Genomic DNA, 23050 nt, shown 5'->3' with positions numbered 1-23050 from the left:
CGAGCCGGACGAGGACCCGCTTGTTACTTACCGGCGACGGAGCGGAACTGTCGGGGCGGAGCGGATGGGCGCGGTTCGCGGTAGAAGGGATAGACCAGGTTGCCTTCCACCTGGCTTTGGATGACGCGATAGGCGATGCGGACCGGGAGAAGATTGCGATCCTTGTTCGAGGGGGAATCGTCGAAGGAGACACCGGTGATGACGATCCGTTTCTCCCAGCGTTTCACGGCGTCGATCACGTAATGGCGGATCAGGCCCTTCAGCACCTCATCGTTCGGTTCGAACACCAGGTCCTTGAGTTTCGAGCCGAATTCCGGGCGCATGAACCGTTCGCCCGGCCGGGTGCCGAGAATCTGGATGATGCTCTCGTGGATGTGTTCGTGCTCGGTGGAGGTGGCCGAGGAGATCTGCGCGCCACCGGACCGCCGCTGAAAGCGGAAGGGGAACTTCAGCCCGCGTCCGAGAAAATCCAAGGCCATCAATCACGCTCCTCGCAGATGCAGGCGGGCGGGTCACCCGAACCTGGGTCTCCATTGGAGTCATCGTCGTCCGGGAAATGAATGACCAGGTCCAACCCGCCCGCCATGGCGACATGGATCGTGCCGTCGGCCTCGATGACGCCCTTGTGACCGCTTTCCATGGCCGTAAAGCCCTTGGCCCCGCCGGGCACCAGACGAACCTCGATATCCTCGCCCACGCCTTCGATCCGGGAAATGCCGAGCACCACCGAGGTGCCCGCGGGGTTGCCGATCATGGCCGTGCGCTCTGACTGAAATACATCCAGCCGGTAACCGCCCGGCAGCTCCACGCGGCAGCGCCCCTGCGCGGTCTGTGTCGGATCGATGTCCAAGGGCAGCCCTTCGATTCCGGCCGCTTCATGGGTCATACGCACCGCCTCGGGCTTGAGCATCAGCTCCCGGCCGTCGGGGAGCGTTACCACGCCGCCGCGCGCGGGTTCGAGAGCGGTCACAGAGCCATCCATGCCGATGGCCGTCAGTCTTCCATCCGGTCCCACCCGAACCATGACGCCGTCGGCGAGGGTGAAAAGGCGTCCTCCGTCGGGAAGGTCTCTCACAACAGTGCCCGCCGGCATGGCGACGAAGGGGTTGAAGTCCGGCGGCATCGGTTGATCCACGACCTGCATGTATTGCTGCGCGCTCTCGGCGTGCGCCTCCAGTACCGTTTGAGCTTCCGCCCGAAGGGCTTCGGAGGCGTCGTGACTCTGCTGCAGAATGCCTTTGATCTCAGCCAGGCTGTCTCGAATCTGCTGGAGATAGGGCTCATCACCCTCGCCGTCCGTCACGCCGAGACCGGCCGCGAGCAGACGCACCAGCGCCATGATCTCGTAATGGGACGGCGACGAACTGGTCTGCTCGATGATCGGCCCGCCGCCCTCTTCTCCGTATCCGTTTCCGACAACCATGTTCCGTCAACTCCCGATAGGTATGAGTTCGATGTTCTGCACGAACCAGCCGGCGAACTTCTGGTAAAGGCCGTCGCCCGTGTCCCAGAGAAACCGCAGCGTGACCGTGCCGCCCGTGAATTGAGACAGGTCGATGGTCTCGGTCCTTCGCGGAACGGGGTACGGCTGCAGCGGAGCGCCGTTCATGTCGTAAGTCGGATTGAAACTCCGCATAGACCACCAGTCGACAAAGAACTCGAGCCGGTCGAAGTAGGGTCCGTCCACGCTCTCGATCTCGCCCCAGACATCGAAGCGGAGGAGGTAGTCCCGGTCCAGGGTCACCTCCGATGCAAGCTCTCCGGTCACGCGGATATTGCTGCCGGAAGCGTCGTACCAGCCGGAGAAATAGTAAAAGTGCCAGGTTCCGTACGGTAGAAGCTCCACATAGCCGGACGGTCTCCCGTCGAGCACCGCCGCGGCTTTGGGCTTCTCCACGTCGACCTGGATGTATCTGCGGGATGACACCACCTCGTCCCGGATCGCCTCGGCCACGATGATGGTCGCGCCGGGTGTCGCGCCGAAGCGCAGCACACCGTTCTCGACCCTGGCGATTTCCGGATGGACGGACTCGAACCGCACCTCGCCGCCGGGCGATCCGATGACGGCCACCGGGACCGCTTGTTCCGTCTCCCGATATGGTTCCCGGATCAGAGAGGGAGCGACTTCCCAGAAGGACAATGGAAGGTTATGTGGGATAGTCATAACCATACCCGTCGTACCCTCCGCCTCCGCCTTGTCCGTAATCGACGACCTCCACCTGGATGTAGCGGACGCTGTCCCGATTCTCCGAGTCGTATGCCATGACGACCGTCGCACCCGCCTGCCAACCGAGGTTCAGCCTTCCGTCTTCGTCCACCCAGGCGATGTTGGAATCGGCGGATTCGAACTCAATCTGCCCGGTGGGAACGCCGCGCACGGAAAGCGGTATCGTTACCGACCAGCCGGTGAGCGACACTTTCACCGTCTTGGGGAAGACGTCCCAGTAGTGAAACTGCGGTTCCTCGAAATCCATCCTCGGTCCTCAGTCGTTGGTGTTCAGGCTGCCGGTCACGATGATCGCGCCGCAGGCCGTGATGTCGCCGATGCGTGCGTTCGGCAGTCCTTCGGTCGCGGTGTCGAGGCTGCCCGTGACGATGGGCGTCACGCCGTGGCCCGGTATCGGGCAGACGTGCAGATCGCCAAGCCGCGCCGCGGGTCTTCCGTTGACGACGGTGCGAAGCGCGCCGGTGACGATCACGCCGCCGTGACTGGAGATATCGCCGAGTCTCGCCTGGGGTCTTGCCATGGTTATTTTCCCGTCAGGACGTGGACCAGAAAGCCGACCACGCCGCCCACGGCTCCGCCGACAGTGAGCACAAGACCGACCACCTTCCACATGGTCTCGACGCCCATCTTCTCGTTCATGCCCGACTGCAGGTTCTTGATGTCGTCGGTATGGCGGCGCAGATCATCCTGGATGCTGCGCACCAGAAGGTCCACGTTCTCCTTGTCCGACTTCTTTTCGATTTCCCGTTCGATCTTTTCAAGCCGCGCCTGGATTTCCCGGCGGTGGTCTTCGAGTATGCTCCGGAATTCGGCCCGCCAGGATTCGAAGGTCCGTGCCAGCATCCGCTCGCTCCGGTTCCAGTCGCACGGGGCGCTTTCATGTCGGGTTTCATCCATTCGTTTTCCTCCTTCGCAGCGAAAAGCGGCCGCGTATCTGCAGATCGATCTCGAACCGGTCGGACAGGCCTCGCCGTTCCAGCGCATGGACCACGGCGTCGCGGGCGCAGTGGATCTGTTCGATCCGCATGCGCTGGGAGATGGAGTCCGCATGGATGCGGTAGTAATAGAGCGGTCTGCGGATGTGGCGGACCTCGGTCAGCTCCGCCATACGCAGGCAGAGGTCGTAGTCCTCCGCGCAACGGAAGCTTTCGTCGATGCCGCCCGCCGCGACGAAGGCCGAGCGCCGCATCAGGCGGAAATGGAAAGTCATGAAGTCGAGAAGCATCCGGTCCTTGGAGAAGGGAATCCGGCAGCGGTTGCCGTAGCCGCGTGCCTTGCCGTCCTCCCCGATGGTCACGTAGTCGGTGTAGACCAGACCTACAGAGGATTCCCGGTCGAGAACCGCGGCGGTCTCTTCCAACGCCGTCACGGCGAGGATGTCGTCGCCGTCGACCCAGCCGAGGTACGGCGCGGCCGTCTCCGCAATCGCGGCCTTGAGCGCCGGGGTCCGGCCCAGATGCTTCGCAGCGACGACGCGCACGCGGTCGTCCAGCTTGGCGTAGTCACGGGCGATCTCCAGTGTCCGGTCAGTGGAGCCGTCATCCCAGACGACCAGTTCAAAGTCCCGCCGGGTTTGGGCCAGAACACTTTCGACCGCCTCGGCGAGATAACGCTCGCCGTTATACACGGTCATGACCAGGGATGCCGCGGGGCTTGTCGTCTCGTTGTTTGTCATGGGTTGATCAGCACCTTGTTCGTCGAGCGGATGACGATGTTCCCCATGACGGCGTCCATGAGGATCACGCTTCCGGATTTGTCCGTGGCTTGGATGCGCTCCTGTCCGGCGGCCGCGTTCATCACGACGACCTGGCCGGCCTTGTCCGTGAGACGAATCATCTCGGTCCCGGCGGTGGAATCGATGAGGATTTCCTGCGTGCCGCAGAGACCCCAGATGTGGACCTTCTCCTTGCCCTTGGTGGTGTCGATGAGAATCTTCTGCCACCGGGCGCGGGATTTGTCGCAGGACTGGATATGGATTTTCTCCTTGTCCTTCCACGCCTCCCAGCGCACGAACTGGCGGCACAGATCGGTGATCTCGATCCGGGCCTTCTGGTCCTTGATGTCCGAGTCGATGTCGAGTTGGTCGCCCTGCTCGGCGTCCTTGGTCCCCCGGCGGCGCGCATTGCCGGCCTGAACGTCGCGCTTCACGCGGCATTCCATGTGGAGAATCTGCCCCGCCCGGTCGATGACCTTGAGGAACTCCTCCTCGTCCCGGTCGTCGAGAACGATGGTGTGACCGGTTTCGGTCTTGAGAAGAACCTTGCGGCGCGGGCAGTAGTACGGCGGGTGACCGTGGTGTTTCTTGTGCTCTAGGTCGTCTTGCCGATCGGGCTTGTGTTCGAGCTTGTCCTCACAGTCGGTGCAGGTCGGATCGGAGCACAGGCGCTTCGATTCTTCCGGTTGTTCGCCGGGGTTGGTCTTGGCCAGCCACACGCCGGACCAGATCGGGTACTGGACGTTGCCGCCCTCGAACTCGGCCCAGACGGAAGCCCCTTCCTCGGGGATGAGAAACACGCCGATGTCTTCGTTGCCTCCGTAGGCAAAGCAGGGCCACGCCCATTCCGACCAGTTCTCCTTGCCGGTGCCGAGCACGGCGGGGATTTCGAGCCGACAGCGGCCGAGCCGCTCCGGATCGTTGTTGTCCCGCAAGAACGCTCGGTACTTGCCGTACCAACGGTTTTTGTATCGCTCCTCGTGCTGACGGTCCTGGGTTTCGATCACGGTCCGTCCTCCGAATTATTTCAGCGGCAGGAAGCCCCGCAGTACCTCGCGCACGATGCGGGTGACGGTTCCGTCCGGCGTCTTCTTCGGATCGGCCTTGGCCACGGCATGACGCAGGGCGTCCTGGGCTGCGGCTTCGAGCTTGGGTTCCTGCCCGGCGACGCCGGTTTTGACCTCTTTCGCGCCGAGCCGCTCGATGACGCCGATCACCGCGTCCAGAGCCGCGGCCTTGGCCCGGCCCCAGGCGGTCAGCTTGATGACGGTGAGGAGCGTCACGAACAAGGTCGCGATGAGTTCCTTGTGGTCCAGGATGAAGGTCAGAATCTGTTCAAACTGCTGCATTGCGGTCACCTCCGTTTGTTTTCATCGCTTCTTCGAACGACACGTATTTCCCGCCGAGGTGTCCCCATCGGGTCCGCACCTCGCGGATGTCCACGTGGACAAATCCTTGCTCCGGGTAGACGCCGATTCCGCCGTTACGGAAGGCGGCCACCCGCTCGGCGAGTTCGAACATCCCGGTGACGGACAAGCCCTTGATCACGATGTCCGCGGCATGTCCGAGCAGATGCCGGCTCTGTTTTGCACCGCCCACCGCCCGGTTGTGATCGGGGCAGCGGTAGCCGCTGGTGACGCGGACGGGAGCGCCCGCGAGGTCGCGCAATTCCTGGAGCGCTTCCACGAGGCGTTGATCGATCTCGGTTTTGCCGCAACACCGGCAGGCGAACTCGCTCTTCGAGAAATTCCGGCTCAGATCTCCCATGTGCTTTTCCTCCTTACAGCCTCCGCCCGCTGTCCGCGTCGATGGTCACCATCGGCGGCGGCTCTTCCTTCGGTGTGGGCGGCGCTTCCTGGTCGTTCTGCTTGCCCTTGGCCTCGTCCGACTTGTCGCCCGCCCCTTTGCCCAGGGCGTTTTTCTTGAGTTTCAGTTCGCAGTGATATCCGCCCTCGCCGAAAGCGTGGCGGACCGAATGGCAGTAGTAGACGCCCGAGAATTTGCGGCCCACGCCTTTGACCTCCACGTTCTGCTTGGCGCGCAGCGCGGGGATGCCGATGGTCACCGCGTCGGCTTCCACCTGGCGGAGCTCGGCCTCGCGGAACTTCCCCTCGGAGAGGTCCTGTGCCGGTTCCTGTCGCGGCTCCTCGTGGAAGCCCTCGGAACGGTCAAAGGTGGGGACCACCTGCCCGGACTCCTGCTCCTTGTAAGTGCCCTCGCCGGTGTTCCCGTCCACTAGGTAGGTCCGCTTCCCCAACGAAGTCCGCTCCGGGGTGGTCTCGTTGTTGGCCTTGTGCTCGACCGGCTCCTTCTTGCGCGGGTCCACGCCCACGGCCTTGGTCTCGACGCCCGCTCCCTTGGCTCCCTGTGATTGCGTCGAGGGGCGGAAGGAACGCAGAACGCCCTTGCGGTCGGTGAAGTACTCGAGGATCGCGGCGGGCTTCTTGTCCAGATCGCGGGGATGGAAATGCAGCTCGTCGTCCTGGATGTAGAAGACGTATCCGGTGACGCCGTCGCCGTCCTTGTCGCGCGCCTTTCCGGCCAGTTCCTTGAGGAACTGCGCGTCGGAGACGTTGCTCTGGGTTACGCGCAGATGGCGGCCCTTGGTGGGCGTGACCACCGGAGTGAGGCCGTTGGCCCCCGCGATCTCCTCGGCGATCTCGGAGTAGAGGATTCCGGGAGCGGGCTTCTGCCAGACCTTCTGGTTCTCCTTTCCGGCCAGCTTGAAGCCTTTGTCGTAGGCCTTGATGCGAATGGTCGGGTCACCGTCCTCCGGAAAGTCGTAGTCGATATCCTTGATGACCGCCTTCTTGCGCGGGGAAAGGTTGCCGACATATCCGAAACGGGCGACGATCTCGTTGCCTTCCTGGAACAGAGGATCGTCGACGAACTGGAGGTTCCGGTCGGTGACCGCGAGCTCCAACACGTCGAGTTCCTCCTCGTTGTCCTCGAAGACGAACGAGGTGATCTCCTGCGTGATATCCGCCGAAAGGGTCTGCCCCTCGATCTGAATCACAAAAGTCGGTTTGAATGTGTCGATGTCCATGCGCCGGTCTCCAGTCGGCCCGCCTGAAGGACGGACTCCACCGGATACTTACCGGCGACTGGCGCGAGGTGTCGGGATGGATGCGTCCGGAGACTCAGTCCAGAAGCCGCATGCTGACGTGTTCCGCCGAGGGGATGCGCAGGATGGTCCCCGGCGTCAGTTCCATGGGAAAGAAAATGTCGTTGTAGTCGCAGATGATCCACCAGAGATCGGCGTGTCCCAGATAGCGATGGGCCAGCAAATCGACCCGGTCCCCCTCGATCACCGTGTGAAACCGGTCGTCGGGCCGGGGTTTGCTCTCGATGGCCGGACGCGTGCCCAGGAAATCCCCTTCTCCCGACGTGTAGAGAATGGATGCCGCGTATCTGGATCGACGTCCGATCATCCGCGCACCTCCGAATAGTCCACGGACTGGTCGATGTACTCCTCGAGCATCACGTCCACTTCGGCGTGCTGGGGCAGCAGGTTGTCCCGGTCGAACATGTGGAAGAACCGGGCCTTCACCTGGCGGACGACGCAGAGCACGCCCGGGTAGAGGTCTCCGAACATGAAGATCACCCGGTGCGGGGCGTTCTTGAGCATGGTTCCGGCGTGTTCGGGATAGAGCAGCGAGCGCAGCCAGTCCACCGACTCCTTTACGGACCCCTTGAAGAAGACCAGCTTGAAGCCGATCTTGCGCGGCTCGCCGGCCACGTACTGGTAGCGGGGATGGCTCATGCCCGGAATCTTGATGGCCGCGTAGGCCGTGCTTTTCTCGTCGACGATGTCGTTCGGGTTGTACTGAAAATCGAGGTAGTCGCCCGTGTCCACGTCCACCAGGTACGCGGTGATCTCTTTCCGGTCCCAAGCCACGGCTACATCACCTCCAGTTCGACCACGGGCTTGCCCAGACGCCTGGCATGATCGACTTCCCGGCGCATGCCGTCGGAAAGACCGTCGCCGGTGAACACCCAGACCTCGTCGCAGCTCTCCATGAACGTCAGGCCGCAGGCGATGCCCGCTTCGCGTTCGGAGGTCTTTCCGTCATCGAGGAAGCGCGTGTAGAGAAGGTGCGGCGCAAAGGGCGCGCAACCGCGTTCCACCGCCTTCCGGCAGAGACGTTCGGCGGTCGCCGTGTTCCGGGGAACGTCCCCGGCGTACCGGCTGCAAATGAATATCCGTTTCATGCGTTCCTCACAGCGTCTCGTAGTTCTTGATCTTGCGCTCGCGCAGGTCCCGGTACACGGAACGGGCCACCTGCCGTCCGTCGAGCAGCGTGGTCACCGACACCTCGATGGGTCGCTCGCCGAGTTGCTCCATCTTCGCCAGCAAGGATTCGAGCACCGGGCGAAGCGTCTCCCCCGGAGGTGCGGCGGGCATGCCTGACTCTGGACCGAGCGCTCCCTTGGTCTCACCGAGAAGACGGGCCTGTCCGGTGGCGAGACGAGTGGCCGGTCGCTCCATCGGAACCGCCGCTCCGGTGCTTTCCAAGGAAGAGGCAAGCGTCGGAGCTTCTGCCGCCATGACCGGTGTGAGCGCCAGGGTTCCCGCCAACATGGCCGGAGCGGCGATCTTGCCGGTCAGCCCGGTCATGAATCCGAATGCGCGGGTCATGGCCTCGGCGGGCGCGGACGCAGCCTTGGTGATGCCTCCGGCCAGGGTCTGAATCAGCGCAGCGCCGCTTCGGGTCAAGTCCGCGAGCGGGCCTTCCTTGGCATCGGAGAAAGGCAGCAGATTCCGCACGAACGAAAGGGCCGACTTGGCGGCCTGGTACGGCGCGCTCACGGCGGACTTGATGCCGTCGCCCACCGCGGTCATGAACGCCCTGCCGCTCTCGAACGCCGAGCCAGCCAGCGAGGATACGCTGGACGCCAGAGACCCGAAGGCGCTCGAAGCGGCGGTCTTCACTTGTTCCCATGCGGACGATGCGGCCGATGCCAACCCCTCGAACGGGGCTTTGATCCACTCCCAGGCGCTCTGCGCCATGGTCTTGAGAGTGTCCCATGCCGTCGACGCCGTGCCGGTGATCCGGCTCCAGGCGGAGGAAACACTTCCGGCGATCCAGTCGAAGGGCGCGGAAAGAAGCGGCCAAGACGACTGGAACAGCGAACCGATCCGGCTCCATCCACCCTGCAGAAGGTTGGCGATTCCATCCCAGGCTGCGCCGGCTGAGGTTTGAACCCGGTCCCAGGCCTCTCCCGCGGAAACTGCGATCCACGAAAAGGGCGTGCTGACGAGCGACCAAGCCGTACGCCCGATGCTCCCGAGGCTCCCCCAGAATCCGATTGCGGCGCTCGCGATGCCGTTCCATGCGGTCCCGGCTGCGGACTGCATCCAACCGAAGGGCGCGGACAACACGCCCGCAGCTCCACGCCCGAGCGTTATGAGCCCGTTCCAAGCGCTCGATGCCGCAGTACTGACGCTACGCCAGACGGCGGATGCGGCTTCCGCCCCTGTCCTGAACGGCCAGGTGACCGCGGAGAGAATGCCGCTTCCCAGGCTTTTCAGACCGTTCCATACCCAGCGGACCGCGTCCAGCATCCCTTGCATCGCCAGACCCAGCACCTTGCCCGGCAGGGAGAGGACGCCGAGCATTCCCTTGGCCAGCGTCTTGACAACGGCTGCGCCGGAAGCGGTGAGGTCCGACAACGGACCGGTCTCCGCGTCTGAAAAAGGCAGCAGTCTGCGGAGCCACCCGAGAGCCTTCTTGAGCATCTCGAACGGATAGGTGACCGCCGACCAGATGCCTTTTCCGACGGATACGAGAATCGCCTTGCCCGCCTCGAAGAAAGTCGTGTCGCCGGATAAGAATCCCCGCACCGCGCCGAAGACATCGGCCAGCGTCCGGACCAGAGGCAGGTCCATGAAGGCTGCAGCCAAAGCCGATGCCGCGGAAGCGAAAAAACTTCCGACGGCGGAGAAGAGTCCCTTGATGAAATCCCAGACACCGGCGATCACGTCCCGGGCCCAGCGGAACGGCGTGGCCAGGAAATCAAAGACCGCGCCGCCGACGGCCTTGAGCCCGTCGAGCACGGAGATGTCGCCGGTGAGGACCTGCCAGACTGCATAGACGACCCGGGCCGCCATGCGGAACGCCTCGACCAAAAGCCGGACCGGCAGGAAGAACTTGTAGATGAACTTCCCCGCCTCGATGAAGGCGGTGACGATGGTCTTGCCGAGCCAGACGACCGCGCGCACCACCCAAGCCACCACCGTGATGACGGCCGCCAGGTTGTAGATGACGAACTTGAGGAGATACGCGCCGACCTTGGCGATCACACCGAGAACCGTGCCGAGGGTCTCCCCGAGACTCCGGCAGGAGGAGGCGTCGGCGGAAGAGGCCGCCAAGCCGAAGATTTCAAGGACCGAGAAGATCGCTTTGTACAGCATGCCGTAAGCCTGCATGAGCGCCCGGACCGCGGGTTCGAGAATCGCCCTGATATTTCCGAACGCATCGGAGAATGCCTCCCACAAGCCGGTCAGAAACTGGCGCACCCGGTAGTAGATGCGGAAGACCGTGACCACCAGTCCCATCAGTCCGGCCTGTTCGAGCTTCTGGGCCAGGTCGGCCGACATGGTTCCGGCTCCGCCGGAAAGCGATGTAACGAGCGCCCGGATTCCCTGGAATACGAGTTGCACCTTTTCCCATGCGCCGAGGATGGTGTCCCTGATGCCGGCGAAGTTGGTCTCCCAAGCCCGCTTGAGGAGATAAACGGCGAGCACCACACCGCCGATGATCGCGACCACCGGAAGGAAGTATGCGGCGAACGTGCTTCCCACACCGGCGATTGCCGCGCCCATGGCGGCAAGCCCCGCCTTGATGGCGGGGAGCATGAGGCCGATGGTCCCGGCCGCGGCGATGACTCCCCCGACGACGACCAGCACGGCACCCAGGGCGATGGACAAGGTCAAGAGGACTCTGGTCAACCCCGGCATCGAACGTGCGAGCCTCTGGAAGAACAGGACGGCTTTCGATATCCCCTGGATAACCGGAGTCACCACCGGCAGAAGCGTGCGGCCGAGGATTTCAGCGAGGTTTCCGACCTGCTGGCGCAAAAGCTGGAACTGACTGCCGATATCCATGTTCATGGCCCGCGCCATTTCCTCGGTGACGGCGGTGCCGCTCTTCATCGCCTGTTCGATGGTGCGGATGTTGCCCTCCAGGGACTCCATTCCCTGGGACATCTGGAGCAGGAACTTCACCGCCTCATCGGAGCCGAAGGCCTTCTTGATCTGGACCTGCGCGGCGGCCTGGGTAAGGTCCGGAAAGCGCGACTTGATCTCTTGAAGAATGGGGATGACCCCTTTGAGCCTTCCTGTGGAATCCACGAAGGACAATCCCAATTGTTCACCGGCCTCGGCCGCCTTCATGATGAAAGCCTTGTAGAGTGTTCCGGCTTCCGAACCGGGCATGGTGGTCTGCAATTGCCCGAGAATAGCCAGTTGTTCCTGAAGCGGGATGTTGGAAGCGGCGGCGACCGCGCCGATGTTTTTGACGGCTTCAGCCATCTGCGCCCCGGTGGTCTTGAAGGACGCTACGGTCTGAGCCATGGCTCCGGAGAAAGCCTTGGCCCACTCCATGTCGGTCATGCCCGACATGATCGGCTTGAAGATGCCGTACCCGGTGGTGAAGGTGCCGACCATCTCCTGGATGCTGGCCTTGGTGGCCTTGGCGGTGAGCGCGGCCATGGCGGAGAAGGTGCCCACGGCTTCGTCGGAGAGGCTCGACAACGCCGACTTTACGTCGTAGGCCGCGCCGATGAATTCAGCCTTGCTGTATCCGGCCCAGGTGTTGGTGAAGCTCTCGGCGGCGTCCTCGAGAGCCCGAAGGTCCTTGATTCCGAGTGACGCAATTTCGCCCAGGGCTTTCTGGGTCGCGGCGGTGGAGGCGATGAGCCCCGCGGGCACGGCCATGAGCGCCAGCCCCGCGCCGATCATCATGGTGCCCTGTTGGATGCGGTCGAGGTTGCGCGTCATCCGCTCGCTGGAGGCGGCCACCGTCTCGTCCAGGGACTGCATGGACGACTGGACCCGGGCCGCGTTCTGCGAGAACGCGTCCTTCATCGAGACGATGACGCCGAGTCCGAGATCTCCATTCATGTGCGCCTGCGCTCCATTTCTTCACGCTCAAAAGCAAGCTGCCGCTCCAGTGCCTCCACGAATTCGCGGCGGACCGAGAGCGGCAGCGCCCGTGTTTCCGAGAAACTCCAGTGGAGCCCGCCGTAGGCGAGGAAAAACGCGTCCCTTACAAGCGAACTCCGGGAAACAAAAAACCCGGTTCAGCCTCCAGCCGGGTGCGGATGCGCGTCCCGCACGATTGGCAGTCGGTCTCCACGGTCGTGTCGATTCCCGCGTCCACCCTCAGCATCTCCTGGCGGAGGGCGCCGCGGTCCCGCATCGACATGTCGTTCATGATCTTTTTGGTCGGCGGCGCTCCGTCCATGTCGATGATTCGGATCAACATGGCCGAGGAGATGGAAGGCTCTTTGAGTGCGGCCAGGCGTTTCTCCTTGTGGCCGTCCAAATAACCGAACCGGACCTTGCCTCCGGAACCGGGCAGCGTGAACGCGAACTCCCGTTCCTCTCCGTAAGGCGTGACCTCCAGTTCCTCGAGGTTGACCGTGACGGCGTTCGCCGCCCGGCAGGCGGTGTTCGGGCAGGTCAGTTCCAGCTCGACCTCGTCGCCGAGCGAGATCTGACGAAGGCGCACCAGAATGAACAGCCGGTCCCCGGAGAGGAGGTCCAGCACATCCTTGACCGTCGGTTCGTCGTTGTCCCCCAGCCGCACGATGCAGTTCTTGAGCACCTGGTTCACGGCGTCGCCGGTGCGGATGAGACGCTGGTTGGTGAGCAGCTCCTCCTCGGCTCCGGTCATCTCCCGGAGCTCGATCTCGATGCCGCTCGGCAATTCAAAGGTGTGCATGATCTACCTCCTCGGATCAGGTCCAATACTGGAAGCAAATGCTGAGCTTCTCGATGGTGTTGTCCGTGTTCGCGCCCTCGAGTTCGTCGTACTCCAGGACCTTGATCCACGCGCCGTGCAGGGTCCACCGTCGCGTTTCGTTGCCGGTTCGGTCGTAGCGGACGAGGTCGATGTCGCGCATGTAGTCGTTGGGCAGGCCGCCGACCACGGCGTTGACGTCCACCTGTTTCTTGATCCACTCCCTGGCGGCCTCGTCGGAACCGTCCTGGAGAATTCCTTTCTCCAGGGTGATGTCCTCGAACTTGACCCGTCCGGCCACCTTCTGGTCGAACATGGAACCGGCGGGCGCGAAGGCCACCTCCTCGAACTCGGTCTTGGGTTCCTGGCCCTTCTTGAAGAGCGCCACGTCGAAGCCGTTTACCTCGACGGCGAATTGCCAGTTCTGATACAGACTCTTGGGCATGTTGCCGCTGCGCATGACTTACCTCCTTACCCGGTCTTGAATATCTCTTTGAAATCTGCCCCCGTGGCGGTGAGCACGAAGTTGAGCTCGATGAATTCCGCCGTCTTGGTCGGCTTGACGAAGACGCGCGCCACGAGTTCGTTGCGGTCGATCACGGCCGGGGTGTTGGTCTCCTCGTCGCACTGGACGGCGAAGTCGTAGAGCCCGCCCTTGTCCTTGATGTCCTGCATGAAGGGGTTGATCAGCCGGATCAGCGCCCGCCAGGTCTGCGGGTTGTTGGGTTCGAAGACCACGAAACGCGAGGATTCGGCGATGGCTTCCTCGATGAACATCATCAGCCGCCGCACGTTGACGCGGTCGAGGGCCGAGGGCTGGCTTTGCAGGGTCTTCTGTCCCCAGATGTTGATGCCGCTGTCGGGGAAGGAAGCGATCACATTGACACCTTCGGGATAGAGGACGTCCCGCTCGCCCCGGCTGGTCTTGTAGCCCAGGGACAAGGCGTTGAAGACCCGGCCGCGGTCGATGCCCGCGGGCGCGTACCAGACGTGGGTCTTCTTGTCGCTGCGGGCGTAGCACCCGGCCACGGCTCCGCTGGGCGGAACGAGCTTGCGCTTGCCGGTCACCGGGTCGTTGATCTCGATCCAGGGATAGTAGAGCGCGGCATAAGACGAGTTGAAGGCCCCATGGGAATACATCCCCTGGCCCTTGCGGAAGTCGACCGCTTCCAGGGGTTCGAGGTGAATGGGCGCTTCGGCGAGAAACATGAGGTCCTGGCGGTTTTCCGCGTAGGTGATGCCGGCATGGATCACCTCGGCGGTCGTGACGCCCGGAGCCATGACCAGATTCAGCGCGTCGATCTCGTCGAAGGCGTAGAAGCCTGTGTGCTGGGAGGGATCGCCGGAGTAGTCGGCATCGTCGAGCCCGGTAAGACCGTCGTCTCCTCCCGAAAGGTCGAACACCCCGATCACCGGCCGGTCCAACGGAAGGCCGGATGCGGTTCCAAGGTCCTCGACGGTGATGAAATCCGACCGTTCGTTGACGACAAGCTCTACATGATTCGAAGCCGCTTCGTCCATCGAGAGGTCCTTGAAGACCTCCACGACCTCACCTTTGTGGCGGACCACCAGGTTGAAAGCGCCGCTCGGATCGAGAGAACCGTCTTCGACCTGGACGGAGAGACGCTCGCCCCAGGTTCCTTCGTCGGCCGCCCGCACCCTGAGCGTGTCCATCGCGTCCATGCCTCCGGACAAGTTTGCCAAGGCCGCGGCTTGGACGATGCCCGTCTCCTGCGTTTCCGCCGTGACCAGCACGGAGGCATACGGAGACCCGACGACCGCGGCGACCACCTGGTCCGCTGTGGATACAGGATCACCCGCGCCGTCGGTCGCCAGGTTCACGGTGATTGCTTGTCCCAAGACCTCGACGGAGAGTGGCGTATCGTTTCCCGAAACGACGAATTCGACGGAGACGGCGTTTCCCGCGGCCCCCGGCTGAATCGCCCGCCACGCGATTCGATCCGTGCCGACGGTGCCGGTTGCGAGTGACGCCGTCGCCGCGCGCCGGTCCCTGAGGATAGCTTGCGCCTTCACGGCGGTCAGGGTGTTCCGGTCCGTGGGATCGGTCAGATGGGCGATGCGGTTCACGAAAAGGACGGAGCCGCCGTTGTCGAAGAACGCCCTTGCGGCGTAGGCGAGGTATCCGGCCTGCAGGTAGGAGCCGAACTTGTTGATGAACTGCTCCCAGCTCGTGACCAGAACGGGTTTGTTGATAGGGCCGCGTTCGGCCACACCCACCATGCCGCAGGAGGAGGTGGATATTTGCTTGACGTAAAAGCTGAAGTCGACTTCACGGGTATAGATGCCCGGTGAAAGATACGTGCCCATGGGTTACCTCCGTTTCCGACGTTTGCCGCCGTTTGCGCCGGTGTTTCCCGTCTCGGTCTCGACCGGCTCTTCCCGCGGCGTCTCGGGTTCGGGAACGGTCGGCGGCGACGACGTCAGCGACACGAAGCCCCGCTTTGCCGCGGCATCGATCTCGGGGGAAATGTCGTCCTCTTCCAGCGTTCTGCGCTCGCGGGGATTCAGATGAAGCCCCCGGCCGCCTCCCGCCAGGTGGAACGTGAGCGGTTGGAACAGAAGATTCTTGATTTCGATCACAGTGGTTCCTCCTTGTTTCATGGGGTATGGAGCCGATCCTCCTCGACGCCGTCCCGGAACTCGAACCGCCGGTCTTTGATGAGCGGGCCCGTTTCGACGAGGCCGTCGTAAACCGGACAGTCCTCGATCCGGCAGCGGCCGCTGCTCTGGCGCAGGTTCGACAGGTTCACCCGTCGCAATCCGCCCAAGGGAACGATCTCCGTCAGGTTGAGGAAGCCTCGGTCTTCCACGGCCAGGATCGGGTGGAGCTGATAGAAACGGGACACTCTTTCCTGGAGGTCCAGCAGTTCACCTTCGTGACCGGCGGTGACGATGACGTCGAAGTCGAGGTGGTAGAGCCGGGGATACCGGCACTCCTCATAAACGAGGTTCGGGATGTCCTTTTCCTGCATACGGGCCATGGTGCGTCGGTCTCCGTTTTCAGCCAGCGTCGGTCCTTGCAGAATCAAGCTCGGAACGTTGGGCACCTCGAAGACGTCGTCCGCAGCAACGAGCAGCGCGTCCGGGTCGATCTCCGCCTTGACCAGGCGGATCAGGTTTTCGATGACTGTGCGAACGGTTTCCAAGTCAGGTTCCTCCGGTTCAAGCGAATGTTTCCGCTGGATACCTACCGGAGGCGGCCGGGAAGTGTCGGCGGGGATCAGAGAGCCGCGCGGATCGCCTGTCGGTAGTTCTCGATGATCTGCTCGCGGTACTTTTCCATCGTGGGATGCAGGAATGGACGGGGCGGGATGACGATCACCGCGCCGTTGGGGTGCTGGATGGTGGCTCCGTATTCCATCACCGCGCCGATGTTCACCAGGTCGTCGCCGTCCTTGTTGACAGTGCCGCGCAGGAGTCCCACGAAAGCCCGGTCCGAGAGGATGCGCTGAGTGATCGAATTGACGAGGAAGCCGGTATCGATCAGGGCCTTGCTGGAACCCTTGCGTGCGATGGTGCTCTCGGCCAACTTGACGAACGCCTTTCCGCCGGGAGCCTGGGACCGGATGCCGCGTTTGATCTCGCGGACGAGGAGAAGCGCGTTCTTGATGGTCGCCTGCCGGATCGCCAGGGCGAGTCGGGCTCCGGGATTGGCGGCCAGCTTTGCTTTCGCCTGTTCCCAATCGCCGAAACGCTTAACTCCCATGGATGCGCACCAGCTTCAGCACCTTGTGGGTCACGACGCCGAAGAGACGCTCTTCCACGACGGTCTGTACCCGGAAGACGTCTGTGCCGCTGCGCACCCGGTCTTCCGCTCTCACGTCCAGACCGGGGAGCACGCAGGCCGTGGCGTCGATCTTGTTGGCGAGATCTTCCGGAGGCGTCTCGATGAACTCGAGCGGAAAGGCCTCCACTTCAGTGAACGAGGCGTCGTCCGATCCATACAATCGCTCACCGGGGACTGCACGCAGCAATGCGGCTTCCTGTGAGCTTGCCAGGATCAATTCCTTTACGTCCCCTACGGCAGACGCTTTCTCGGGATCGCTCAGCAGGGTCACAGTTCAATCTCGCTTCCTTGATCGTAAATGACCGGCGCGAGTCCGCCGGGCGTGATGATGTAGTCCTCGGGGGATGCGGCGGCTCCCGGTTTGATTTCACTCAGCCGCTGTTTGTACACGGCCTTGAGATCTTCCTCGAGCCCGGCCCAGTGCTCCGGCTGCTTGGTTTTGTCCACCCGCTTGTCGCCGCTGGAAAAGGCGAAGGCGTTGGCGGTCTGAGCCCGCATGACCTGGCAGGCATGAATCTGGCCCAACAGGAGCAGCAGCTCGCGCGGTTCGCCTTCCGGCTCGGGAACCACCTCTCCGTTCACGATGGAAAGAGAGGTTTCCAGGTCGCGCGCCAGACGATAGACGCCTTTCAGGATGCAGCGGGAAAGGACATCGTCAGTGAACAGCTCACCCTGTGGATCGGACAGATCGGTCCGGAGAACGGCGACGAGATCAGCCAGCGCCACCTTCCACCTCCGTCAGCCGCTTCTTGAGGGCGTCGATCACCGTCCTGCGTTTTTCACCCGCCAGGTGGGCTTTGAGCTTGTCGGGATCGCCTTCCGTGCCGATCCGGGAGATAGCTTCGGCTGCGGTGAGTCCAGAAAGGTCTTCCTCTTGAATACCGGTCGGAGGGCTTTCGCCCTGTTTCCGGGGATCGTCCTTGCCGTCCATCCGGGCGAGCCTTCCCGCGGACAATGCCGACTCCATCTGAGGGGAGATCGACTCCGTTTCGAAGGCCTGGCCCGGATCAAGGCGCAGCTTCACATCGGCGATGATCAAAACTCCCGGCCGGATGTTCTTCAGTTTCACGGTCACGGTTCACCTCCGTCAGCCGAGAATTTTGATTTTGGCGAGAATGTCCGGGCGGGTGATGCCTTGCCCCAGTTCCGACCAGACGAGCCAGCCCGTCTTGAAGCGGGTCTTCTGCTCGATGGCTTCGGTCTTGAGATTCTCGCGCACCGGCAACTTGCCCACCTCCTCGTCGGGGATGAGCAGCACCTCGTCGATGGCCTGCGCGGCGGTCAAGAGAATGCCGCCGGTCCCGTAGTTCTTGATCACGCCCTTGGCACGCAGCTCGGCCTTGGTTTCCGGGTCGAGATTCCAGCCCCGCAGGTCATTGAAGCGCCGGCCCCGCATGACGATGTATTTCACCGTCAACTCGAGGTCCTCGATGATGGAAATCGCCTCGTTGAGCGCCTCCTCGGTGAGGGTCGCGCCGGTCACCTCCACGGTGTTGGCCGCGGGCACCGCCGCCGAAAGCACCGTAATGGTCCGCTTGTCGATCTCCTTGCGGATTTCGTCCGCGGCCGAGGTCTGGATGTCCATCAGGGTGCCGATGTTGCCGTTCTTGAGCACCGAAACGTCGACCATGGGAGCGGAGTGGATGCGGTTTGTCGGGAACTCCACTTCGTCCTTGCCGACTTCCTGCTCCTGAGCCTCGCCTTCGGTGGAAATCCAGTAGGCCTTCACTTTGGGCTTCTTCTGGTAAAGAGGACGCTCTCCCTTGGGCAGGGTGTGCTTCGTGAGCAGGAGCGAAGAGATCTCCTTGCGTTTGATTTCCTGTTCGATGGGCTCGGCGATGGCCGCAGCCAGCGCGCGCATCCCTTCCGGGGACTCGAGCGCCTCGGACATCAGGCGCGCCATCGTCTCCATGTATTCCTGGCTGTGCACGTTCATGCGGATCGTCTCCATATCGTTTTCCTCCTGTAATCAGATGAGCAGCCGGAACTTGATCGTTCCGCCGGAGACGGAGACGGCCCGGGCGATGACTTCCTCGCCCGCCTGCACGCCCGCGGTGAGTTTGCCGTTGGCCGAAACCTTCAGGTCGTCGCCGGGATTCACGGTCCCCTCGAAGACGTCGGTCTCGTAGACGCCGCCCATGCAGTAGATGCCGGGCATCTCTCCGTTCTTGTAGTCCTTGATCAGAATGCCGAAGGACTTGGCCGTCGGCGTGGTGTTCACGGCGAAGAGGTCGTTGCCGACGATCCTCACCACCTGGCCGAGTTGGCCGTCGCCCTGCAGGTAGCCGTCGCCGTATGCGAGGCCCCGGTGATTGGGATTGATGAAAGCCATGGTCATTCCTCCTTTGTCAGTTGGTCGAAACCGGTTCGCCGGTCGCCGTCGCCACTCGCTGCCGGTAGGCTGCCATGAAGCCGCTCTTCAGCCGGTCCTCGAGGCTCGTCTTTTTGTCTTCCACGTCCTTCGGACGGACGCCCGCGTCGCTGCGAAGAGGCGGATCGTCGCCGCCGGATGAAGCCTTCGCGGTTTCCGCTCCGGCTCCTCGGTCCTTGGCGTCCTTGTCGTCGGCGTGAGCGCGGGGACCGGCCTTCATCATCCGCTCCAACGCGGCTTCGCTGGCGGCGAAGGCGTCGTCGGAGAGACCGGCCAGACGGATCAGCTCCTGTTCGCGATCCTCGTCGCTCTCGAATGCCAGCCCGCTCTTTTCGATCTTGCGCAGAAGCTTCTGGGCTCGGCTCCGGTTCGCGGCGGCCTTTTTCTCCGCCTCCAGTTCCTCGAGCTGCTTCTGCAGCGCGAGAACCTGCTGTTTGAGTTCCTTGTTCTCCCGCTCCAGTTCCTTGAGCCGGGTCTTGTCATCGGGCGCGGTCCCGCCGCCGCCGTCGTCCTTCTTCTTGGCGGCATCCGCTTCCCGTTCCTCGGTTTCCTTGTGTTTCTCGTCCATTGTCGGACCTCCTTCAGAGTGGGTTGTCGAACCATCGTTTTCCGCCGCGGCGACTTTCAGGATGCGGGCGTTCTCGTCCGCGCCTTTGCGGTCGAGGAGCCCGAGCCCGGTGAAAGTGACGCCGTGGAGGATTTCGTAGACGGGCTGCCCTTGGAGCTCGCCGCCTTTGTTCTTGCGCAGGTGGACGCAGTAATCGCTCTTCGAAACGACGCGTTTGCCGCAGATCGAGCACTCGCCTTCCTCGTAGTCGCATTCCATGGAGACCTGGGAGATGATCCCTTTGCGGATGAGCTTGTAGGCCAACTGCGCGTGCGGGCTGTCGGAGACATAGAGTTCGCCCGCGCACTCGATCCGGCCGCCGCTTTCGTCCTCGACGTAATCCGCCCCCACGATGCCGCCGACGATGTCGGTGAAATCCTGGGAATGCTTCAGGTCGATCTTCTTGTTGACCGCCGTCATGTAGCGGGCGGCCAGTTCGTCTGGGGTGAAGTGGTCGCCGTTCTTGTTCGTGCCGGCCCGGCAGAGGATGAAGGTGAACTGCGGATCGCCCGCGGCCTGGTCCAATGCCGCCGCTTCGGTCTGGAGCCCGGTGAACGTATCGATAGACAGCTCCACAGGGAACGAGGTGTGACATGCCGCCGGTGCCCGCGTATCCGCTTTGGAGCGCGCCGCACCGCGTGATTTGGAAGCGACGAAGAGCAGTTCCCGGGCGTGTTTGCCTTCCCGGCCGATGTCCTTGGCGATGTTGTAGTCCACCTCCATGCCGCGGACACGGACGAGACCGTAGTGCTCGGCGAATATCTCCTTGATTTCCTCTTCCCGCGGGAAAGCCCGGTCGCGGTACGAGAGGAGCACCGTGCCGTATTTGCCCCGGGCGTCGGCTGCCATCGTCTCCATCAGGGAACGGATCGATTCCTTGGTGTAACGCGTCCGGGACGGATAGTTGCGGCGGGGATTGTCCTGGAGTTCCTTGTCCGCCCAGCGGGTCATGAGACCCTCGATGAAATGCAGGGAGTCCTCGTAATCGTTGCTGCCGAACTCGGTGACGTAGGGCGGGTCCAGATACAGAACGTCCGCGCCGAACCGCCGGACCGCTTCGGCCGCATCCAGGTTGAAGGCCTTGCACTCTTTGCCGTTGTCGAAGACGAGCCGGTTGAGCTGGCCCACCGAGCGCCGGAACGACTCGATGAACTTGGACAGCGGCGGATTGGAGAGCTGGGATTGCTCCAGGCTGGCATCCGTGTCGAGGTCGGCCTTGCGGTGCATCTTGGACCGCGAGAACTGACCGAAGGCGCTCTTCGCCTTGACGGTGGTGCCGAGCGCGGCCAGCGCCAGATCTTTCTTGTAGCCGTGAAGCTTCTGGATGTTCGCCCAGACTTGGTCGAGCCACCGGAGCACCGGCTTGGTGTAGTAGTAGCCGTAGAAGTGATCGACGATAAAGGTGCCAGCGTCCGCATTGGGGGCGAGGATTCGGTCCACGTCCTCGTCGCTCAGAGTCTCGCTGGAGTTCTCCACCACGGCCCGCGCCAGATGGTGGGGATACCGCAGGAGATCGTTGGCGATGACTTTCAGCCCTTTGCGTTTGAAGTGATAGGCGACGTTGGCCCCGCCTGAAAAAGCATCGAGGATGCTCTCCGCGTCCTTGGGGACATGGCTTTCGATCCAGCCGAGCATCAGGTACTTGCTGCCCATGAAACCGGTGACGCGGACCGATTCCGCTTTCCCGGCCTGGCAGCTCAAGAGGTCCAGCGATTCGCCCAGCGGCGCATCCGCCAGAGCGATCAGGTTCTCCTCCACGCGCAGGGCGGCATCCACGGCCCGTCCGGCTTCGTGCTTGTCGATCCACTCCTTGGCTTTTTCCATGGTCCAGCCGTCCGGGTTCTTCTCCGTCTTGCGGACGAACCGGTAGGCCTGCAGCACCATGGAGCGCGGATTGCCGCCTTCGGGCACGAACTCCTTTTTCAAGCGTCCGATGATGATCGCAACGCCGTCGACGCCCTCCAGGGGCTTGCGGCGGAAGCTGTCGGGTTCGAACTCGTCCGGGTTCCGGACGCGGAAGCGGACCTCATTCGCGGTTTCCTCCCAGACGGCTTCTGCCCGCAGGCTGTCCTCTGTGGACGCCTTGGCGGACCGCTCCGCACCTTCGGCTCTGCGGCAGATGAACAGACGTTCCTTGGCGTGGGACGCCTCGCCGTGCCGGGATGTGATGGCGTAATGGTGATCGTGGGAGCGCATCGACGAATCCCGTCCCAGGGAGGCGATGATCCGCCGCATCTCCGATTCGTTCGGATAGGCGTGGTCGCGGTATGAAATCAGCCAGTGCGGGATATGCTTGGCGTTTCCGAGGAAGGACTCGAAGAACTCCGCGGCGTTGGCCCGGGTCACGGTCTTGTGGTCGGTCTCGTAGTGCTTGGTCTTGGAATCCTCGACGAGGGTGAGCCCCTCCCAATAGGTCATCAGCCCTTCCACGAAGTGGTAGGATTTTTCGTAGTTGGTGGTCGAGAACTCCGTAGCATAGGGCGGATCGAAATAGGCGAGGTCGGCCTTGGCCTCCGGCAGGAAGTCGTTGATGTCCTTGCGGGATGCCTTGCACTCCTTGCCGTTGTCGAACACGAGGGCGTTGATGCGGGCCACGTTCTTGCACAGCCGCTCCTTGAATTCCTCCGGGGTGTCCTCGCGCTTGCCGTAGCGGGTCGACGACGAGAAATGCCCGAAGCCGCCCTTGCCGGACATGCAGGTCTTGCCCAGGGCGAAGAGAGCGATGTCTTTCTTGAAGCCCGAGAGCTTGTCGACGTTGGCACGGATCGTGTCGATCAGACCGTGGACGCCCTTGGCGAAGAAGATGCCCTTGAAGTTGTCCCGGACGAAGGTGCCCGCCTTCGGGTTGTCGGCGAGCAGCGCTTCAATTTCCTCGTCGCCGAGCCGGACGTTGTCGTTCTCGATGATCGCCCGGGCCGCGTGGTGGCAGTAGCGCAGCCGGTCGTTGGCCAGGACCCGCAGCCCCTTGGTCTTGTACATGTAGGCCACGACCGCCGAACCAGAGAAGGCGTCGGCCGCGGATTCCACCCCCTCCGGCGTGTGTTTCCAAATCCAGTCGACCAGCTTCTGCTTCGAGCCGATGTAGTTGGTGATGTATTTAGGCCGCTCTTCCGGCGACGGCTCCTCGGCAGCCGCCTCGCCCTGGGCCTCGAGCGCCTCGAAGTCCAGGTCAAGGGCGGCGTCCGTTTCGAGGAGGAACGCCAGCCGTTCACGGTCGGTTGCGAAAAGCTCCATTCGGTTCTCCGGTCATGTCGCGACAAATCCGGTTGATGCCGGTGGGCGGTCGGTCCGTGCCCGGGGTGAACCCCGAAATCAGGCCGAGAGCCCTGTCGCTTGGATACCTACCGGAGACCGTCG

Annotated in this window: 27 protein-coding genes; all 27 read right to left on the bottom strand. The window is 62.9% G+C overall.

Annotation, left to right across the window (positions count from 1 at the left end):
* Nucleotides 1-23 precede the first annotated feature (23 nt).
* Nucleotides 24-479 (bottom strand): GPW/gp25 family protein, encoded by a 456-nt coding sequence (locus tag PKC29_00390; protein HML93870.1) that lies wholly within the window; start codon nucleotides 477-479, stop codon nucleotides 24-26.
* Nucleotides 479-1423, bottom strand: a complete 945-nt coding sequence (locus tag PKC29_00385; GenBank protein ID HML93869.1) for a hypothetical protein — start codon at nucleotides 1421-1423, stop codon at nucleotides 479-481. The genes PKC29_00390 and PKC29_00385 overlap by 1 nt, the downstream gene beginning before the upstream one ends.
* A 6-nt stretch (nucleotides 1424-1429) precedes the next feature.
* Nucleotides 1430-2170: a hypothetical protein gene (locus PKC29_00380; GenBank protein ID HML93868.1), complete on the bottom strand. Its 741-nt coding sequence runs from the start codon at nucleotides 2168-2170 to the stop codon at nucleotides 1430-1432.
* Nucleotides 2148-2474, bottom strand: a complete 327-nt coding sequence (locus PKC29_00375) for a hypothetical protein (protein HML93867.1) — start codon at nucleotides 2472-2474, stop codon at nucleotides 2148-2150. The genes PKC29_00380 and PKC29_00375 overlap by 23 nt, the downstream gene beginning before the upstream one ends.
* A 9-nt stretch (nucleotides 2475-2483) precedes the next feature.
* Entirely contained in the window at nucleotides 2484-2747 is a 264-nt protein-coding gene (locus PKC29_00370; protein ID HML93866.1) for a PAAR domain-containing protein, read from the bottom strand.
* A 2-nt stretch (nucleotides 2748-2749) separates the two neighbouring features.
* The gene (locus tag PKC29_00365; protein ID HML93865.1) at nucleotides 2750-3124 is read right to left on the bottom strand and encodes a hypothetical protein; all 375 of its coding nucleotides are present in this window, start codon (nucleotides 3122-3124) and stop codon (nucleotides 2750-2752) included.
* Entirely contained in the window at nucleotides 3117-3902 is a 786-nt protein-coding gene (locus PKC29_00360; protein ID HML93864.1) for a glycosyltransferase, read from the bottom strand. The genes PKC29_00365 and PKC29_00360 overlap by 8 nt, the downstream gene beginning before the upstream one ends.
* Nucleotides 3899-4948 carry a phage baseplate assembly protein V gene (locus PKC29_00355; GenBank protein ID HML93863.1) on the bottom strand — a complete coding sequence of 350 codons (1050 nt, stop codon included), beginning with the start codon at nucleotides 4946-4948 and terminating at the stop codon, nucleotides 3899-3901. Before PKC29_00355 ends, PKC29_00360 begins: the two co-directional genes overlap by 4 nt.
* A gap of 15 nt (nucleotides 4949-4963) precedes the next feature.
* On the bottom strand, nucleotides 4964-5290 hold the full coding sequence (locus PKC29_00350) for a hypothetical protein (protein ID HML93862.1): 327 nt from the start codon (nucleotides 5288-5290) through the stop codon (nucleotides 4964-4966).
* Nucleotides 5277-5708: a D-Ala-D-Ala carboxypeptidase family metallohydrolase gene (locus PKC29_00345; protein HML93861.1), complete on the bottom strand. Its 432-nt coding sequence runs from the start codon at nucleotides 5706-5708 to the stop codon at nucleotides 5277-5279. Before PKC29_00345 ends, PKC29_00350 begins: the two co-directional genes overlap by 14 nt.
* A 13-nt stretch (nucleotides 5709-5721) precedes the next feature.
* The gene (locus PKC29_00340) at nucleotides 5722-6987 is read right to left on the bottom strand and encodes a hypothetical protein (GenBank protein ID HML93860.1); all 1266 of its coding nucleotides are present in this window, start codon (nucleotides 6985-6987) and stop codon (nucleotides 5722-5724) included.
* A 94-nt stretch (nucleotides 6988-7081) separates the two neighbouring features.
* Nucleotides 7082-7372: a hypothetical protein gene (locus PKC29_00335; protein HML93859.1), complete on the bottom strand. Its 291-nt coding sequence runs from the start codon at nucleotides 7370-7372 to the stop codon at nucleotides 7082-7084.
* Complete coding sequence (locus PKC29_00330; GenBank protein HML93858.1) at nucleotides 7369-7839, bottom strand: hypothetical protein; 471 nt, start codon at nucleotides 7837-7839, stop codon at nucleotides 7369-7371. The genes PKC29_00335 and PKC29_00330 overlap by 4 nt, the downstream gene beginning before the upstream one ends.
* A gap of 2 nt (nucleotides 7840-7841) precedes the next feature.
* Complete coding sequence (locus tag PKC29_00325; GenBank protein HML93857.1) at nucleotides 7842-8153, bottom strand: hypothetical protein; 312 nt, start codon at nucleotides 8151-8153, stop codon at nucleotides 7842-7844.
* 7 nt (nucleotides 8154-8160) lie between these two features.
* Complete coding sequence (locus PKC29_00320; protein ID HML93856.1) at nucleotides 8161-12066, bottom strand: phage tail tape measure protein; 3906 nt, start codon at nucleotides 12064-12066, stop codon at nucleotides 8161-8163.
* 145 nt (nucleotides 12067-12211) lie between these two features.
* Nucleotides 12212-12889 carry a hypothetical protein gene (locus PKC29_00315; protein ID HML93855.1) on the bottom strand — a complete coding sequence of 226 codons (678 nt, stop codon included), beginning with the start codon at nucleotides 12887-12889 and terminating at the stop codon, nucleotides 12212-12214.
* Nucleotides 12890-12905: 16 nt separating this feature from the next.
* Nucleotides 12906-13367: a phage tail protein gene (locus PKC29_00310; GenBank protein ID HML93854.1), complete on the bottom strand. Its 462-nt coding sequence runs from the start codon at nucleotides 13365-13367 to the stop codon at nucleotides 12906-12908.
* A gap of 11 nt (nucleotides 13368-13378) precedes the next feature.
* Nucleotides 13379-15235: a phage tail sheath C-terminal domain-containing protein gene (locus PKC29_00305; protein ID HML93853.1), complete on the bottom strand. Its 1857-nt coding sequence runs from the start codon at nucleotides 15233-15235 to the stop codon at nucleotides 13379-13381.
* 3 nt (nucleotides 15236-15238) lie between these two features.
* Nucleotides 15239-15508 carry a hypothetical protein gene (locus PKC29_00300; GenBank protein HML93852.1) on the bottom strand — a complete coding sequence of 90 codons (270 nt, stop codon included), beginning with the start codon at nucleotides 15506-15508 and terminating at the stop codon, nucleotides 15239-15241.
* A gap of 17 nt (nucleotides 15509-15525) precedes the next feature.
* Complete coding sequence (locus PKC29_00295; GenBank protein HML93851.1) at nucleotides 15526-16074, bottom strand: hypothetical protein; 549 nt, start codon at nucleotides 16072-16074, stop codon at nucleotides 15526-15528.
* 74 nt (nucleotides 16075-16148) lie between these two features.
* Entirely contained in the window at nucleotides 16149-16634 is a 486-nt protein-coding gene (locus tag PKC29_00290) for a hypothetical protein (GenBank protein ID HML93850.1), read from the bottom strand.
* Nucleotides 16624-16986: a hypothetical protein gene (locus PKC29_00285; protein ID HML93849.1), complete on the bottom strand. Its 363-nt coding sequence runs from the start codon at nucleotides 16984-16986 to the stop codon at nucleotides 16624-16626. The genes PKC29_00290 and PKC29_00285 overlap by 11 nt, the downstream gene beginning before the upstream one ends.
* Nucleotides 16983-17441 (bottom strand): hypothetical protein, encoded by a 459-nt coding sequence (locus PKC29_00280; GenBank protein HML93848.1) that lies wholly within the window; start codon nucleotides 17439-17441, stop codon nucleotides 16983-16985. Before PKC29_00280 ends, PKC29_00285 begins: the two co-directional genes overlap by 4 nt.
* Nucleotides 17428-17784: a hypothetical protein gene (locus PKC29_00275; GenBank protein HML93847.1), complete on the bottom strand. Its 357-nt coding sequence runs from the start codon at nucleotides 17782-17784 to the stop codon at nucleotides 17428-17430. The genes PKC29_00280 and PKC29_00275 overlap by 14 nt, the downstream gene beginning before the upstream one ends.
* An 18-nt stretch (nucleotides 17785-17802) precedes the next feature.
* Nucleotides 17803-18666, bottom strand: a complete 864-nt coding sequence (locus tag PKC29_00270; GenBank protein HML93846.1) for a hypothetical protein — start codon at nucleotides 18664-18666, stop codon at nucleotides 17803-17805.
* Between the two features lie 18 nt (nucleotides 18667-18684).
* Nucleotides 18685-19047, bottom strand: coding sequence for a hypothetical protein (locus PKC29_00265; GenBank protein HML93845.1), 363 nt, complete (start codon nucleotides 19045-19047; stop codon nucleotides 18685-18687).
* A 16-nt stretch (nucleotides 19048-19063) separates the two neighbouring features.
* Nucleotides 19064-22927, bottom strand: a complete 3864-nt coding sequence (locus PKC29_00260) for a DNA adenine methylase (GenBank protein HML93844.1) — start codon at nucleotides 22925-22927, stop codon at nucleotides 19064-19066.
* Between the last annotated feature and the right edge of the window lie 123 nt (nucleotides 22928-23050).

The organism is Thermodesulfobacteriota bacterium, assembly GCA_035325995.1.
Taxonomy (GTDB): Bacteria; Desulfobacterota_D; UBA1144; order Nemesobacterales; family UBA2774; genus JADLGH01.
This window is presented reverse-complemented; position numbering and strand designations above follow the sequence as displayed.

What these genes read in the sequence shown, in the direction of transcription:
- PKC29_00325 (HML93857.1), bottom strand. Translation starts at nt 8,153, where the DNA reads ATGAAACGGATATTCATTTGCAGCCGGTACGCCGGGGACGTTCCCCGG.
- PKC29_00360 (HML93864.1), bottom strand. Translation starts at nt 3,902, where the DNA reads ATGACAAACAACGAGACGACAAGCCCCGCGGCATCCCTGGTCATGACC.
- PKC29_00320 (HML93856.1), bottom strand. Translation starts at nt 12,066, where the DNA reads ATGAATGGAGATCTCGGACTCGGCGTCATCGTCTCGATGAAGGACGCG.
- PKC29_00350 (HML93862.1), bottom strand. Translation starts at nt 5,290, where the DNA reads ATGCAGCAGTTTGAACAGATTCTGACCTTCATCCTGGACCACAAGGAA.
- PKC29_00335 (HML93859.1), bottom strand. Translation starts at nt 7,372, where the DNA reads ATGATCGGACGTCGATCCAGATACGCGGCATCCATTCTCTACACGTCG.
- PKC29_00385 (HML93869.1), bottom strand. Translation starts at nt 1,423, where the DNA reads ATGGTTGTCGGAAACGGATACGGAGAAGAGGGCGGCGGGCCGATCATC.
- PKC29_00375 (HML93867.1), bottom strand. Translation starts at nt 2,474, where the DNA reads ATGGATTTCGAGGAACCGCAGTTTCACTACTGGGACGTCTTCCCCAAG.
- PKC29_00305 (HML93853.1), bottom strand. Translation starts at nt 15,235, where the DNA reads ATGGGCACGTATCTTTCACCGGGCATCTATACCCGTGAAGTCGACTTC.
- PKC29_00290 (HML93850.1), bottom strand. Translation starts at nt 16,634, where the DNA reads ATGGGAGTTAAGCGTTTCGGCGATTGGGAACAGGCGAAAGCAAAGCTG.
- PKC29_00260 (HML93844.1), bottom strand. Translation starts at nt 22,927, where the DNA reads ATGGAGCTTTTCGCAACCGACCGTGAACGGCTGGCGTTCCTCCTCGAA.
- PKC29_00315 (HML93855.1), bottom strand. Translation starts at nt 12,889, where the DNA reads ATGCACACCTTTGAATTGCCGAGCGGCATCGAGATCGAGCTCCGGGAG.
- PKC29_00390 (HML93870.1), bottom strand. Translation starts at nt 479, where the DNA reads ATGGCCTTGGATTTTCTCGGACGCGGGCTGAAGTTCCCCTTCCGCTTT.
- PKC29_00340 (HML93860.1), bottom strand. Translation starts at nt 6,987, where the DNA reads ATGGACATCGACACATTCAAACCGACTTTTGTGATTCAGATCGAGGGG.
- PKC29_00310 (HML93854.1), bottom strand. Translation starts at nt 13,367, where the DNA reads ATGCGCAGCGGCAACATGCCCAAGAGTCTGTATCAGAACTGGCAATTC.
- PKC29_00270 (HML93846.1), bottom strand. Translation starts at nt 18,666, where the DNA reads ATGGAGACGATCCGCATGAACGTGCACAGCCAGGAATACATGGAGACG.
- PKC29_00365 (HML93865.1), bottom strand. Translation starts at nt 3,124, where the DNA reads ATGGATGAAACCCGACATGAAAGCGCCCCGTGCGACTGGAACCGGAGC.
- PKC29_00345 (HML93861.1), bottom strand. Translation starts at nt 5,708, where the DNA reads ATGGGAGATCTGAGCCGGAATTTCTCGAAGAGCGAGTTCGCCTGCCGG.
- PKC29_00265 (HML93845.1), bottom strand. Translation starts at nt 19,047, where the DNA reads ATGGCTTTCATCAATCCCAATCACCGGGGCCTCGCATACGGCGACGGC.
- PKC29_00370 (HML93866.1), bottom strand. Translation starts at nt 2,747, where the DNA reads ATGGCAAGACCCCAGGCGAGACTCGGCGATATCTCCAGTCACGGCGGC.
- PKC29_00380 (HML93868.1), bottom strand. Translation starts at nt 2,170, where the DNA reads ATGGTTATGACTATCCCACATAACCTTCCATTGTCCTTCTGGGAAGTC.